At 41.5% G+C, this 14,349-nt stretch carries 17 protein-coding genes and 2 tRNA genes; 8 read left to right on the top strand and 11 right to left on the bottom strand.

The window, feature by feature from the left end:
• Positions 1–468: 468 nt before the first annotated feature.
• The 3 genes from V7K25_RS00680 to V7K25_RS00670 form a co-directional block, all read right to left on the bottom strand.
• Positions 469–552 (bottom strand) — tRNA-Leu (locus tag V7K25_RS00680).
• A 108-nt stretch (positions 553–660) separates the two neighbouring features.
• The gene (locus tag V7K25_RS00675) at positions 661–1,785 is read right to left on the bottom strand and encodes an alpha-hydroxy acid oxidase (protein WP_335154165.1); all 1,125 of its coding nucleotides are present in this window, start codon (positions 1,783–1,785) and stop codon (positions 661–663) included.
• A gap of 84 nt (positions 1,786–1,869) precedes the next feature.
• The gene (locus V7K25_RS00670) at positions 1,870–2,787 is read right to left on the bottom strand and encodes a hypothetical protein (RefSeq protein ID WP_335154163.1); all 918 of its coding nucleotides are present in this window, start codon (positions 2,785–2,787) and stop codon (positions 1,870–1,872) included.
• An 11-nt stretch (positions 2,788–2,798) separates the two neighbouring features.
• Here V7K25_RS00670 and V7K25_RS00665 point away from each other — a divergent pair, with 11 nt between their 5' ends.
• Positions 2,799–2,921 (top strand): hypothetical protein, encoded by a 123-nt coding sequence (locus V7K25_RS00665; RefSeq protein ID WP_335154161.1) that lies wholly within the window; start codon positions 2,799–2,801, stop codon positions 2,919–2,921.
• A 44-nt stretch (positions 2,922–2,965) separates the two neighbouring features.
• Here the strand turns inward: V7K25_RS00665 and V7K25_RS00660 are convergent, their stop codons facing one another.
• Complete coding sequence (locus V7K25_RS00660) at positions 2,966–3,844, bottom strand: M48 family metallopeptidase (protein WP_335154159.1); 879 nt, start codon at positions 3,842–3,844, stop codon at positions 2,966–2,968.
• 189 nt (positions 3,845–4,033) lie between these two features.
• On the bottom strand, positions 4,034–5,401 hold the full coding sequence (murA, locus tag V7K25_RS00655; protein WP_335154188.1) for a UDP-N-acetylglucosamine 1-carboxyvinyltransferase: 1,368 nt from the start codon (positions 5,399–5,401) through the stop codon (positions 4,034–4,036).
• A gap of 393 nt (positions 5,402–5,794) precedes the next feature.
• Here murA and V7K25_RS00650 point away from each other — a divergent pair.
• Positions 5,795–5,876: transfer RNA gene (locus tag V7K25_RS00650), tRNA-Leu, on the top strand.
• 54 nt (positions 5,877–5,930) lie between these two features.
• Entirely contained in the window at positions 5,931–6,734 is an 804-nt protein-coding gene (locus V7K25_RS00645) for a TrmH family RNA methyltransferase (protein ID WP_335154157.1), read from the top strand.
• Here V7K25_RS00645 and V7K25_RS00640 read toward each other — a convergent pair.
• From V7K25_RS00640 to V7K25_RS00630, 3 genes are all read right to left on the bottom strand, one after another.
• Positions 6,718–6,978: a hypothetical protein gene (locus V7K25_RS00640; protein ID WP_335154155.1), complete on the bottom strand. Its 261-nt coding sequence runs from the start codon at positions 6,976–6,978 to the stop codon at positions 6,718–6,720. The genes V7K25_RS00645 and V7K25_RS00640 overlap by 17 nt on opposite strands.
• A 185-nt stretch (positions 6,979–7,163) precedes the next feature.
• Entirely contained in the window at positions 7,164–7,589 is a 426-nt protein-coding gene (locus tag V7K25_RS00635; RefSeq protein WP_196529058.1) for an acyl-CoA thioesterase, read from the bottom strand.
• A 160-nt stretch (positions 7,590–7,749) separates the two neighbouring features.
• Positions 7,750–7,998, bottom strand: coding sequence for a hypothetical protein (locus tag V7K25_RS00630; protein ID WP_335154152.1), 249 nt, complete (start codon positions 7,996–7,998; stop codon positions 7,750–7,752).
• Between the two features lie 821 nt (positions 7,999–8,819).
• Between V7K25_RS00630 and V7K25_RS00625 the strand changes: the two genes are divergently transcribed.
• A complete protein-coding gene (locus V7K25_RS00625) occupies positions 8,820–9,110 on the top strand; it encodes an S-layer protein (protein ID WP_335154150.1) in 291 nt (96 codons plus the stop codon).
• A gap of 87 nt (positions 9,111–9,197) precedes the next feature.
• Here the strand turns inward: V7K25_RS00625 and V7K25_RS00620 are convergent, their stop codons facing one another.
• Both V7K25_RS00620 and aroB read right to left on the bottom strand, forming a co-directional pair.
• The gene (locus V7K25_RS00620; RefSeq protein ID WP_335154148.1) at positions 9,198–9,785 is read right to left on the bottom strand and encodes a Uma2 family endonuclease; all 588 of its coding nucleotides are present in this window, start codon (positions 9,783–9,785) and stop codon (positions 9,198–9,200) included.
• A gap of 153 nt (positions 9,786–9,938) precedes the next feature.
• On the bottom strand, positions 9,939–11,072 hold the full coding sequence (aroB, locus tag V7K25_RS00615; protein WP_335154186.1) for a 3-dehydroquinate synthase: 1,134 nt from the start codon (positions 11,070–11,072) through the stop codon (positions 9,939–9,941).
• Between the two features lie 162 nt (positions 11,073–11,234).
• Here aroB and petL point away from each other — a divergent pair, with 162 nt between their 5' ends.
• On the top strand, positions 11,235–11,330 hold the full coding sequence (gene petL, locus V7K25_RS00610; protein WP_109007553.1) for a cytochrome b6-f complex subunit PetL: 96 nt from the start codon (positions 11,235–11,237) through the stop codon (positions 11,328–11,330).
• Positions 11,331–11,411: 81 nt separating this feature from the next.
• On the opposite strand, the gene bioB is transcribed toward petL, so the two are convergent.
• Positions 11,412–12,419 carry a biotin synthase BioB gene (bioB, locus tag V7K25_RS00605; protein WP_335154146.1) on the bottom strand — a complete coding sequence of 336 codons (1,008 nt, stop codon included), beginning with the start codon at positions 12,417–12,419 and terminating at the stop codon, positions 11,412–11,414.
• Between the two features lie 183 nt (positions 12,420–12,602).
• Between bioB and V7K25_RS00600 the strand changes: the two genes are divergently transcribed.
• The 3 genes from V7K25_RS00600 (at position 12,603) to V7K25_RS00590 (ending at position 14,343) form a co-directional block, all read left to right on the top strand.
• A complete protein-coding gene (locus V7K25_RS00600; protein ID WP_335154144.1) occupies positions 12,603–12,770 on the top strand; it encodes a hypothetical protein in 168 nt (55 codons plus the stop codon).
• A 39-nt stretch (positions 12,771–12,809) separates the two neighbouring features.
• Positions 12,810–13,385, top strand: a complete 576-nt coding sequence (locus V7K25_RS00595) for a GNAT family N-acetyltransferase (protein ID WP_335154142.1) — start codon at positions 12,810–12,812, stop codon at positions 13,383–13,385.
• A gap of 499 nt (positions 13,386–13,884) precedes the next feature.
• Positions 13,885–14,343 carry a hypothetical protein gene (locus V7K25_RS00590; protein ID WP_335154140.1) on the top strand — a complete coding sequence of 153 codons (459 nt, stop codon included), beginning with the start codon at positions 13,885–13,887 and terminating at the stop codon, positions 14,341–14,343.
• Positions 14,344–14,349 lie beyond the last annotated feature (6 nt).

Raw genomic sequence — 14,349 nt, 5'->3', positions numbered from 1 at the left:
TCAAATTAGTATATTTTAAAGAATGGCTAATAGTTTTTTATTATGACTTTCCAAACTTATTACAAATTTAATTTAGGGACTGACAAATAAAAAATATTCAATTAATTTATTGTGGGGTGAGCGACACGATCGCCATATAAGGGCGGGCTTATCGGTTCACCCGACAAGATTGGATAATTTATTTCTTGGAGTTCCCTTCGGCTATATATTGAAAAATTCCTAAATTTTATTTTTTTCTGAAATAAAAACCCAAAAAAGAAGGGGAAGATAAGTTTGTCTTCCCCTGCTCTATTGTTTTTGTCTACCTTGTTGGCTTCTTTGAGTTTTTGTCGTAACATTTGCCTTTGTTTTTTGAGTTGCCTCTTCCTTGCAGAGCCGCCTCTACCTTTGTCATTCCTGCCTTCTTTACGGGGAGACTCCCATCTTTTCAGCCGCATAACTTTTTTATCTCTCTTACTTATTTGGTAGTGGGCAGGAGGAGAATCGAACTCCTATGACCGCAAGGCCGCCACATTTTGAGTGTGGTGCGTCTACCAATTTCGCCACCCGCCCATATATCCAATCTTAACTAGTATACTCTAATTAAGTGATTTTGTAACAAGTCTGAAAATTAATTTTCAAAGTTTTGCTGGAATAATGTAGGTCTAAGAATTTTTTGGCTTACAGGCGTGGCGGGGCCAATAAAGTAGGGTCAATATCCTGTAGTCTGGCGCAGCCACTAAGTGCCATTCCCTGATTTAACTCATCTTGTAGCAGTGAGATGACATGAGATACACCAATTTGACCTGCTACTGCTAGTCCCCACAAAATGGGTCGTCCGATCAGTACTGCTTTTGCTCCTAATGCCAGAGCTTTGAGAATGTCTGTGCCCCTACGGATGCCTCCATCCAATAGTAGTTCTACTTTACCATCTACTGCTGCTACTATTTCAGCTAGAGCGTCTAAAGAAGCGATCGCACCATCGAGTTGTCTGCCACCATGATTGGAAACAACAATTGCTTTGGCTCCATATTCTACAGCCCGAACAGCATCATCTCCCCGTAAAATTCCTTTGATGACTAAAGGTAGTGGAGATAAAGATTGCAACCATTGCAAATCGTCCCAAGTTACTGCTGGGTTTAGCTGTTGGGCAAAATAGGTAAATAATCCAGATTCGCCTTTTTCATGGGAAATATCTAGCCCTGAGATAGTGGCGAGATTAGCCAGATGTAAGTCTGAGGGTAAGGCAAACTCGTTACGTCTATCTCTTTCTCGCTGTCCGAGAACAGGTGCATCTACAGTTAGACAAAGTGCTTTGTAGCCTGCTTTATAGGCTTTTTCTACCAAAGCACGAGTTAATCCCCGATCTTTATGAATGTAAAGCTGGAACCATCGCAGAGAATCTGGAAATTTATCACATGCACTGGCCACTTCTTCAATGCTCTTTGTGGCCATTGTACTTAACACCATGCCCACTCCAGCTGATGCCGCAGCTAGAGCCGTGGCAATTTCTCCATCTGGATGAGCTAGACATTGAAAGGCCATCGGCGCAATTAATAAAGGTAGTTGCAGGGGTTGTCCTAAAATGGAGGTAGTGAGATTGCGATCGCTTACATTGACTAGTACACGAGGTCGCAACTTGAGTCTCTCAAACGCAGCACAATTATCCCGCAATGTGATTTCATCCCAAGCACCACTGCTATAGTAATCAAGCGTCATTTGAGATAGATGATCTTTTGCTAGCTTTTCGTACTCAAACAGATTTATGGGTTGAAGAAAACGATGGTCGTTGGGTACAACTGTCATGTTAAAAGCTGTGGGTTAAGCAATGGGATGTTTTTTAATCTGATTAGTAAAGCTATAAAACCCAGTATCTCCGAGTGAGTTATTCTAAAGGAATCTATTTAATAATTCTTCTTTAGATAGTTGGAGTAATAAAGGAGTAAATTCCTCTGGAGATAATGCCAATAAAGCTTCAGTAATTCCTCTTAGTTCTGTATCTAAAGAACCAAAGCGAACTCGCAACAAACTTTCTACAACATTACGACGTTCTGCTTGGATTCCTTCTTGAATTCCTTCTTGAATTCCTTCTTGGATTCCTTCTTGTTTAACTTCTGCTAATTTTTGCTCGTAAATAGGTGATAAACGCATAATTAAATCTCTATCTTCCTCGTCTATATTTTGATTGAATTCTAAAGTAGTCTTTAAATTCAATAATAAATCAATTGCTTTGGAACGTAAGGAATTATTTTGGGGAAGTGCTTCTAGTTCGTCTATCGCTTGTTGCTGAACTCTTCCCTTACCTAAAATTCTCAACCATAGTGTTTCTTCTGTACATGGCAATTGGTGAATTACTACAATTGCTGTTCTAAAATAATCGCCTAAAAAATTTACTTCTATTCCCCAATTCTCTTCATCTAGGTTAGTTCTAAAACCATCCAATATAGATTCAGAAGCCGTGGGTGACAAAATCCATAAACGTGGTAATTTTGATTCTACAAGCCTAGTTTTATCACCTTTAGCTTGACGCTTTACTTCAGCAAAGATATCAAATAACTTATTTATGCAACTGCGGATCTCCGCAATTGTACCTGCATTTCTAAATGGTTCAACTAATGCAGGTTCAGCCGCAAATTTTCCTAACAGCCCTAATTCTATTGTATTTGTCGATTGGTGCGAAGGTACAAAATAAACATCAATCTCTCGGATTTGGGCTGGAACTTTCCGACTTGTTTCCACTTCTCCCAATGGTTGTAACAATTCTTTAAGATAGTCTTTGGCGAACTGGTCGTAAGGAAACCTGGTCATTAGCTGATTTTTTGGCTGTACCAGTATTTTACATTACAGTGCAACCGCTCATAGCTTGCCTGAAGGACTTTAGCAAGTGCGATGTCTACGACGGGCTGCGCCAACGCATGAGCGAATCATCTGGAGTATTGTAAGCTCAAACACATTTAATTTAGATATCCAAATTTCATTAGTCCGTCTACCAGTTTCGCCATCCGCCTTTGGGTGCAACTTCATTACTTGTAGACTTCAGCCCGTGACTTTGTAACAGAGTTTGATATTCTGTGCTACTTGCCCAACGGTCAATTTCTCGCGCCCGCAGCACTGGTACTGGATGGGTTAATTGGGCTGTGCGGGCAGCTTTGACCATTTCACCTAGTTCGGTCTTGCTAATATCATCGTAAGCGCGGGCTTGGGCAACAAAGGCATCAAGATTCAGTTGTGGCGCTAAGATGGGAGAACCACCCGCCAGCTTCATCAATACTGACATGACAACTTTGGGGTCTTGGGTTGCTAGTAATGCGGCGCGATCGCAGGTAAACTCAGCACAGCGTACCCATTCTAAAAGTTGTGCCTGTATGGCTTGAGCAACGAAGGTTCCAACATTGGGCACAATCGCCGCAGCTAATATTAATAAATTTACAGGCGTCAAGTAAACGCTATGGTCACACTTGAGATGCCCTAACTCGTGGGCAATTACTGCCTGTATTTCCTCTGGTGTGAGGATATCAATCAGGGATGTGTGTAACACAACAAACGGCTGCTTACCCCGCACAGCAAAAGTATAGGCGTTGGGAGCCGGATGTTGCCGGACGTACAACTGGGGAGGCTCTATATCCAGGATTTTACAGGCATCTAACAACAGCTTGTATAAATCGGGCAGTTGCTTTTCACCCACCAGAATGCTGGAGGCAATATTTTCCACATAGAAAACCTGCTCTGCCATTGGCCCAAGCCAATTTCGCACCAACATATCTATGCCTGGTATTTGCTTGAGCGTTTTGGTAGCTTCCAGGTCTAATGGATGACGAAATGAGTCGGCTTTTAAACCAATTAGCGGGGTTTTTAAGAAGGACATAGTGCAGCAAGCTATAAAAAAACACAACTATGGAATCTGGCTGATTAAATAAACAGCCACCCACAGTTAGTATAACGATTTAACTAGAGTGGGCACGGGGAGCAGGAGAAGTAGGGGGAGAAAATTTTACCTTGTCTCCCTTATTTCCCTCATTCCCCTAGTTTCCATGTCAGTCTCAACCTATCAATTTCAACTTGAAAGGCTACCGATGGTGGAAGCGATTTCTGCATCTGCTGATGTTTCACCCACACGCAGGATTTTAGCGCCCAATTGCTGCAACTTCACATCGAGTCGATCATAGCCGCGATCGAGGTGCTGTAATCCTTGAATTGTGGTTTTCCCTTCTGCCGCCAGTCCTGCTATGACTAGCGCTGCCGATGCTCGCAAGTCTGTACCTAATACTGGTGCGCCAGACAATTTCGGTACTCCCCGAACGAAAGCAGCGTTGCCTTTAACACGAATGTCTGCCCCCAAGCGATTTAACTCTGAGGCATGACGCAAGCGATTTTCAAAGACAGATTCGTTAATTACGCTGTCGCCTTCGGCTAATGTCAGCAAAGCCATGAACGGCGCTTGCATATCTGTGGGAAAACCAGGATGATATTGAGTTTCAATATCCGTTGCCTTGAGAGTTTCCGCTGGCAGAATACGTAAGTGTTCAGGCTTATCCTCAATTATAGTTACCCCAATATCTCGCAGCTTGGCAATCACTGGTATGAGATGCTCTGGAGCCACTGGTGATAGAAGAAGTTCGGAACGGGTAATTGCTGCTGCCAGTAAAAACGTCCCGGCCTCAATGCGATCGGGAATGATACTGTAGTCAACAGAATGCAACTTCGGGACTCCTTCGATAATAATCCTGCTAGTCCCCGCGCCCTTAATCTTCGCTCCCATCGCGTTACAGAAGTTAGCTAAATCAACGACTTCCGGTTCTCTGGCAGCATTTTCGATGATTGTTTCACCCTCTGCTAGGGTAGCCGCCATCATCAAATTTTCCGTAGCTCCGACACTGGCGATGTCTAAGTAAATCTTCGCACCTTGTAATCTCCGGCTGCTGCCAGGGACGTAGGCATTACAAATGCCATGCTCTATTTGTACTTCCGCTCCCATTGCTTGCAGTCCTCGAACATGCAAGTCAACTGGTCTTGCCCCAATAGCACAACCGCCTGGTAAGGGCATCTGCGCTACTCCCAATCTTGCCAGAATGGCACCGATGGCGAAGAAACTCGCCCTCAGTTGGGTAACTAGTTCGTAGGGAGCTTTGGATGTTTTAATTTCGCTGGCGTTGATGTCTAAAATATCGCCTTGCCGGGTTAAACGTACACCCAAAGCCGATAACACCTGACCCATCCGCTCTACATCCGCTAATAAAGGGACATTGCGGATACGACAATCGCCCGGACACAGCAAGGCTCCAGCCATGATTACCAGTGCTGCATTTTTTGCCCCGCTAATTTTCACATGACCTCGCAAAGGATGCCCACCCCAAATTTGCAAGACTGAGGAGTCTGCTTCTGGAGCAATTTTGACATCTGGTAAGCTGGTAGAAGGATTGATAAGCCTACCTCCAAAAGTAATACGTATTTTATATGTTTTAAGTTGGTTTTGATTCTACAGTAAAGATTCAAATTGTCCACATTTTAGAGCAGCATATTGCATAAAAAAATTGTTTTTTTGTGAAGAATAAAGGTTGTAAGTCAACGACAGCAAGCATTTTGAGAATTTAAAAAAATTAGCAAAGATGAATGAACAAGTAGTAGTTTTAAGCTAAATTAAATACTCAGTAAAATAACTTAAGTGTTCTCTAAAAATCAATGCTGTACTGTTCAGTTAATATTTTGATTCGACCTAATGCCCTGAAAAACTTGTTTCCAGTTTGAGCCTCTTAAACGAGGCGTTATGCTTTAACTTGACAAAGGTAAAAAAATACGCAATAATAGAAAGTTGCCAGCGGAACTGGCGGAATTGGCAGACGCGCTAGATTCAGGTTCTAGTGCCGCAAGGCTTCCGGGTTCAAGTCCCGGGTTCCGCATATCAATTTTGGATTTTAGATTAATCCAAAATCCAAAGTCCAAAATCCAAAATCGTGTTGACCAGTTTACAAAATTCCCTAGTCAAGCAGATCCGCAAACTCCACTCTACCAAGGAGCGGCACAAACAGCAGTTATTTTTACTAGAAGGGACACACCTATTAGAAGAAGCTTGTGCGGTGAATTACCCACTAGAAACAGTCTGTTGTACTCCAGATTGGCAAGCAGCCCACGCCTCACTCTGGGAAGAAGCTTGTAGCCAATGCGATCGCGCCGAAATTGTCAGTAAAGAAGTCTTGGATGCGATCGCTACCACAGTCCAGCCGGATGGTGTGGTTGCAACGGCAAAACGAAGCGTTCGTCAAACTCAATTACCCTTTACTGGTATAATTTTAGCTTTAGAAACAGTGCAAGATCCCGGCAATCTGGGTACGATGATCCGCGCTGCTGCTGCTGCTGGAGCATCCGGGTTGTGGGTAAGCGAAGATAGTGTAGATTTAGACAGCCCCAAAGTTCTCCGGGCTTCAGCAGGGCAATGGTTTCGCCTACCAACAGCCGTAACCGAAGATTTAAAAGCTACAGTACAACAAAGTCAGCAGGCAGGAATGCAAGTAGTGGCAACCTTACCTAGTGCGACTTTAACTTATTGGGAGGTGGACTGGCGCAAACCCAGTCTGATTTTACTAGGAAATGAGGGTGCTGGATTGTCGGCAGAATTAGCAGCGATCGCAGACAGGCAAGTAAGAATTCCTTTGAGTCCTGGGGTGGAATCATTGAATGTAGCGATCGCAGCTGCTTTAATGTTGTACGAAGCTCGGCGGCAAATAAGTCAAGAGTTAGAACTCATAACTTTTCTTTAGTGTTTGTTATTTCTTCGAGATATTGTTCAATATCAGCAACTGCGTCCTCAAGAGCCGCTAAATCAATATCTATCAAGTCTTGATCGTTGAGTTCGACTTCATTGAGACTACTAGTATGCACTTGTGCTTGGGGGATTTCTTCATCCTCAGTTGAATTTTCTTGTAAGATATCCTCCAATTGATCGAGAGATTCTTGAAATACTTCATCGGCGACACGGCGCTGTTGTGGCTGACTTTGCTCCATAATATTGACTTGAAAATCCTGATTTACTAAACTAATTTTGATTGCAGTTCCTACAAATTTAAATTTTGCACTTATAACATCATAGTTGTGTATTCTTGCTCGTCAGCATTACCTGGGTAAAAAATCAATCATTTGTTTTCATTAAAAGAATTAAGATTCATTAAATGGCGAATAACAAACCATTTTTAGTTTGTAACACCTGGGTTTTGGATTTGCAAAAATTTGTCTAACATGACACTAGGAATTGGGCGTGGGCGCATTGTCTGTGCATCCACCCAAACCCATAGCGCCTCTGCCGTAACTAACAAATTATCTTGGTTTTGTTTACGAATCTCGTAGCATCGCAAGGCACGAGTCCCGCGCATTTCCTTCAACCAGGTAGTGACTTCTAGAGTATCGCCTGCTACTGCTGGGCGTAAATAGTCAATTTCTACCCGCCGCATGACAAATACGCCACCTACTTGCCGATATACATCTAAAGTTAAGCCCAGGTATTCTGAATGCTCAATGGCTGCTTGTTCTAGATAATTTTGGTAGACGGCGTTATTTACATGTCCAAGAGCGTCCATCTCATAGTGTCGGACGCGTAGCAGAGTTTTGAAAGGTAACATAGTTTAGTTGGTAGTGCGGCGCTGTTTTTTACACTTCATCTATAGTAGTTTTTCAATTTCAGTGCCTTTGCTACCTCATGCGTAGGCATAGCCTGTCGTAGACATTGCCTGTCCGCGTTCAGCGCGAGTAGTAATTTTTAATGGCTCAACCACCTTGATTTTATATGCCTCTGCGCTCTTGAGGGGCACACCACTGAGCTATTATTTCAATTCGTGCTTGCTGGATTAATTCCAAAACTTGTGATTGATTACAACCATAGGTAGATGCTAACAATTCCTCACCTTGTTTTTTTGCATCATCGGCTGATGCACCAAAGGTCATGATTTCTTCGTCTTGGTTGGCTGTAATTCTCTCAACTGGAATGATACAGATATATTGCGGTTCATTATGTCTTATTTGTTGCACCATTATTTACCTGCTTTTTTACTGTTAATTATGTCTATTTTCAAGTCTATATAAATCATGATTCAAAGTGAAACATCGTCAATAATTAAGTAGTTTTTGAATTGAAAACACTAACTTTTATACATAGTTAAGACAACGTTAAGAATTTTCTCAAAATCGCCAAATTTTGGAGTGTAAACAGTTACGTATGGGAAAATTAATTTAAGCATCAACAAATATCTTTTTGTAAATTTTTGTTCATTTTTTAGATTTCAGTAATGCGTTGAGATACATGCATTGGCACTGGCTGCATGAATTAATTTCAATCTCTGTTGGTTAATCTCTGCGAATCAGTAAATAAAAGCTAATACCCCTAAAGATTAACTTTTATTTACTCAATCTAGGCTTAATTAATTGAGTCAGTGCAAGTTTAATAAAAATTGGAGGTTATAAAATGGCAATTCGGAATAACTTAGTTACCAATTTCTGGCAAAGAGTACAAAAAGATTCAGTTAGTTGGGGATCTTTAGCTCTTTGGATCAGTGCATTAGTTGTTATGTTAGTAATGCTTACCATGTTTTCTAACGCTTAATCTCAGCAAGTTTATTCTAGTTCCTGGGCAACAGCCTGGGAACTAACATAGGGTAGACTTTCATCCCTAGAAAACTCAAATTATGAACTACAAACTTCTGGTAACAGTCGTAGTGCTATAGGACTATGATTTGATTTCTGAAAAAATCTAAGTAGTAAGTAGGGTGTGTTATGGCGTAGCCTAACGCACCTAACCTTTGGGCGGTGCGTTAGCCTTTGGCTAACGCACCCTACGTATATTTCAATAATCAAATATGAGTCCTATAGCTACTACTAGCTTTGTAACCCCTGTTAAATCTCAAGAACCTACTACCGATACTCCAGCAAAATCGAATCAAGTTTTGAATGCTTGTGTTCAGAATCAAGCAGAAACTTTACCGAATCCCTTTAGTGATGTGTCATCAGACCATTGGGCTTTCAAAGCAGTTATGACTATGCACTACTGCGGGGCTTTCCGCAAAGCTATGCCACCAGCTTTATTTCAAAAATTGCAACCCACAAATAACCAACAGCAACCGCAGAAAGAACCGCAGTTTCAAAAATAGAGCGTTCTGACTAAAGATATAAAAGCTTGAGTAGCAAAAGCCGTCGATTAAAATTCTGATGGACGTTGAGATGAAGGAATTATGCTATTAAGTATTTAATGGTATTTTTGCCTTTTGAAACAGCTGCTCAAGAGTAAATTGCAGCCCCTCAAATAAAGAATCTTTGAGTAATTCTTCTCCCATAAAAGTTTGTGGTGCTGCATCTGGATAAAAAACAGTAATACTTCTGGCTTTACTATCTACCACCCACACCCGCAGCACCTTAGCATCTAAATAGTCTTTGGCTTTAGCTGCCATTTGTCCAAAGGTTTGTCCCGGCGAAATAATTTCAATCACCAAATCAGGAGGAACAGAACACGATCCTTCTTGATCCCAATCAGGGGGTAAACGTTCATTAGAAATATATAAAATATCCGGTATTGGCATCCAATCTCGCCCTCGACGGGTTAGTGCGACAGCTAATTCTGGGCAAACTTCTCCTTGTCCCTCACAACATTGCTCAATCAAATTCAGAAGGGCGCGGGTAAGTTTAGAGTGGAATTTTTTTGGTGAGATTTTAGGAATTGCTTGACCATCAACAAGTTCATAAGTTATATCTCCCTCACCTGGTGAAAGATTTATGAACTCTTGCAAGGTTAATTGATTGGTTAATTGATTCTTGGCTTGGAGTATCATGGCTCATTAATTCGTAATTCGTAATACTTCTCTACGAGAGGCTGCGCCAACGGCTACGCTCAGTACAAGTTCGTAATTCGTAATTGAAGAACAGAGCAACTAATTGTTATTCTGGTTGCTGAATTCTGATTCCTGAATTCTTCTTCAAATTCTTCACATTCCCCGCAGAACTTGCCGAATAATATCTGATGGCACTTCATCGGTAACAGTTACTACACCAATCTCTGTTGGTAAAACGAACCGCACTTTTCCCGCTTTGACTTTCTTATCTAACTGCAACGCCTCAATAATTGCTTCAATATCTACCCCAGTTGGTAACTGAGTCGGTAAACCTGCTTTTTGAATTAAAGCATTTTGACGTTCCGTGTCAACATTTTGCCACATTCCCAATTCCACAGCAATTTGACCCGCTGCTACCATACCAATGGCCACCGCTTCACCGTGATTTATTAGACGATAACCAGTCAAACTTTCCACTGCATGACCGATAGTATGTCCATAGTTGAGAATCGCTCGCAATCCGCCTTCTTTCTCATCTTTGCTAACAACATCTGCTTTAGCTTGACAAGAGCGCATCAATATGGTGTGTATCAGTTCAGGTTTTACATAGCGGAGTTGGTCGAGGCGTTTACTTGCTTCCAACTGGGCAAACAATTCGGCATCCCAAATTACACCATATTTAATAACTTCTGCCATTCCGGCCCGAAACTCGCGCATAGGAAGAGTTTTTAACACTTCTGGGTCAATCAAAACCAAACGCGGTTGATGGAATGCCCCAATCAAGTTTTTGCCGTGGGGATGATTCACGCCAGTTTTGCCACCAATTGCCGAATCTACCATCGCTAAGAGAGTGGTAGGCACTTGGATAACATTAATGCCGCGTAGCCAAGTTGCAGCTGCAAAGCCAGTCATATCGCCAATTACACCTCCGCCCAAAGCCACCATTGTAGAAGAACGTTCTAGGCGGTTTTCTAAGGCGATATCGTAAAGTTTTTGGATGGAATTGAGGGTTTTGTAGCGTTCCCCTGGTGGTAGGGTGCAGCTAGCAACTTCAAATCCAGCAGATGTTAGGGATGCGATCGCTCTTTCCCCAAAATGCTTAAAAATAGTAGGATTAGAAACCAGCAGTACCTTCTTGCCTAGCTTCAGACTGGCCATCTGCTGACCCAGTTGATCTAAACTCGAAGGTGCGTCAGTGTAGCTCACCGTTCGCGTAGCGTCTCGCAGAGAAGGTATCGCAATCTCATAAGATTGGTCTGGTAAATTTACATTAATTACAGAAGTCATTGCCCAACCCCTAAACAAGCGTCCGTGGGCTGTATTGTATCGCAATCTGGCGAGTGGGGAGTAAGAGGGAGCAGGGAAGAATAACTATTAATTATTGACCTATGCCCAATGCCCAACAACTAATGATTCAATAGATTTAGGAAGTATTGTGGAGAAAAATAAATGTTTGCGATTGCAGCTTACATCGGCTTTTTAGCTTTGTTCTTTGGTTTGGCTGTCGGTCTGCTGTTCGGTCTGCGGACTGCCAAGATAATTTAACCAACACTCTCGTGGGGCGGGCATCTTGCCTGCCCTCAGTTTACTAAGGACGGGCGAGACACCCATCCTACAAAAAGATATTTATCCCACAACAGCCGGACTTGCTACCTTCTCCAGTCTTTGGGAAGGCGGACGCATTCCCAAACCAAGTAAGTTCAGCATTTCTCGATCGCTATCATAATCTGGACAGGGAGTAGTCACTGTCAACATTTTGTTGTCGTCGCTAGAAAAGATAGAATTGGCTCCTGCCATAAAGCAGAAAGCTTGTTCAACTTGAGAAAGTCTAGCCCTGCCAGCACTAAGACGCACATCGGAAGCTGGCATTAAAATTCTGGCTGTGGCAATCATCCGCACAATATCCCAAATGGGGACATCAGGCTGATTTTCTAAGGGTGTACCCGGTACTTGTGAAAGAATATTAATTGGTACAGACTCTGGATGCGGATGTAAGTTTGCCAAAGTTTGTAACATCCCAATCCGGTCATCGACAGTTTCGCCCAAACCCAGAATACCGCCGGAACATACGGTAACATTTGTCTGACGGACATTCTCGATTGTGTTCAAGCGATCGCTATAAGTTCTCGTGGTAATAATTGTGCTGTAATATTCCTGCGAGGTATCTAAGTTATGGTTGTAGGCGTAAAGTCCTGCTTCTGCCAATTTCCTGGCTTGATTTGCTGTCAACATACCCAGAGTGCAGCACACTTCTAAACCCATTGCGGTTACATCCTTGACCATTTCCAGGACTTCCTCAAATTGTGAGTTATCCCGCACTTCGCGCCAAGCAGCACCCATGCAGATGCGACTAACACCAGTTTCTTTCGCTTTCTGGGCAATGTTAACTACCGTTTCCTTTTCAAGGAGTGCTTCCGGCTTTACCTCTGTTTTATAGCGGGAAGATTGGGCGCAGTAGCTACAATCTTCTGGACAACCTCCCGTTTTGATAGATATAAGCTTACAAACTTGTATTTTTGTTGGGTCATGATATTGGCGATGCACGCTAGCAGCTTGATAAATAAGCTCTAGCAATGGCGTGTTGTATATCGCCCGAATCTCTAATTCCTGCCAATCGTAGCGTATTCCCACCACATCACTATCCTTCTTGTAGACTGGGTTAAATCTTGAGCTGTCTTTTGGTTGAATTTCCTGCGGTACAGCGTTTGGGCAAAGCGATTTTATCGAAGTTATGCCGCTTACTGTGCTTTATCACCCATTGGCTCTCAATCCTTGCGCTCTAGATATTAGACATCAGCTTATCAAGATTTTGGTTGAATGGCAGATTCACAGCCAAAATACTCAGCCTATCAGTTGCAAGTAAAGCGAAAGCATGACGTTTTCGGCAAAAAACCCATACCTACACCACTGATTATCCAAATTGAAACAATAATACAACTCATCTTGCTGCTGCTAAACCACGGTATGAGAGAATTTAAAATCTAGAGAATGTTTTAGGAACAGATCCCGCCGATTAAGTAATTTATGATATCCGAACTGCCACTAATTACAAGCGATCGCCTGTTCTTACGAGCGGCTATCCATGAAGATATACCCCAAATTCTCAAATACTTCATTCATAATAAAACCTATCTCACTCCATTTTACCCTCTTTGGGTTGATGGGTTTTTCACTGAAGAGTATTGGCAGTATCAGATAGAGAACAATTTTCTGGAATTTATTAATGGTCAATCGTTAAAGCTATTTATCTTTACTAAAAAAAACCCAACCGTAATTATTGGAACTGTAAATTTTAGTAATTTTGTCCGAGGAGCCGCTCATTTTTGCTATGTGGGATATAGCCTTGCTGAAAGTAAACAAGGGAAAGGATATATGACAGAAGGGCTACAAGCCGCCATTCAATATCTTTTTGAAGAGTTAAATTTTCACCGAGTTATGGCTAATTATATGCCCCACAATCGGCGCAGTGGTAATGTACTCAAAAGACTAGGTTTTGTCATTGAAGGATATGCTAGAGACTATTTATTGATTAATGGGCAATGGGAAGATCATATTATGACAAGTCTTATCAATCCTAATTGGCAAATACCTAAATTTTAAAAACGCCTGAGTATATTTTTTAAAAATATTTAACTGACTATAGCTAATTAAAAATTTACTTATTTATAAATCAATACAGTTCAGTTAAGGATTTCTTCCTTCTCTTTGCGTCCTTTGCGTCCTTGGCGGTTCGTTAAAAAATTGACTTTTATAAAAAGTTTTAGCCTTAACTAAACCGGATTGATTTATAAATACTATTTGTAAACGAAAATTAAGTAATTATTATAGGTGCATAACGCTTAGTTTTTGCCCAAACCTTATTTATACTTGGTGAAAATTGTTCAATTTACAGCTATTCGTAATGGGGCAATACCTTCCTTTTCATAAGTTTAGTAAATTAGTTATAAACATCTATAAATTCATAGGAAATTCATAATAAATACACAATAACTCCACAAGCAAATGCAATAGTAATATTTATTCGCTAGTCGGCTCAGTTATCAAGGTTCGCTTAAGCCGATGTGCCCAATTCTATTAAACGATTGAGGAGTTTTTCAAAATGTCTGTTAATTCTATAAAACGCTTATCTGTCTTTTCTGCTATCTTTGCTTTTGCTACCATCTTACACGGAAGTGTTTTGGCACAACCAGTTTCAAATCCCACCTCTACACCACCAGCCTTAAAAACTCAGACTAGTCCTGCATCACACCAAAAAACCAAACTCACAAATCAACAGCGCCTACAAATCCAAGTGGCCCGTCAGCAAAGAGATAAGGATATTCAGGCTCTATTAAACCCATCCCAAACTACTAAATTTAAGGCAGCAGTGCAATCCCGTCAGAGAATCAGAACAGCGTTAACATCTTTGAATTTGAATCCAGATCAACAGAAAAAGGTTCAATCAATTTTGCAAACTTATAACCAGCAAGTGAAACAAATTCTATCTTCACAGGCATCACAACCAGCATCAAACTCAGTAGGAATTACTCCACCAACATCACAACCAATTACAAAATAAAAAATT

Source organism: Nostoc sp. (assembly GCF_036919495.1).
Lineage (GTDB): Bacteria > Cyanobacteriota > Cyanobacteriia > Cyanobacteriales > Nostocaceae > Nostoc.
The sequence above is the reverse complement of the archived record's forward strand: the minus strand, read 5'-3'. Positions and strand labels throughout refer to the sequence as shown.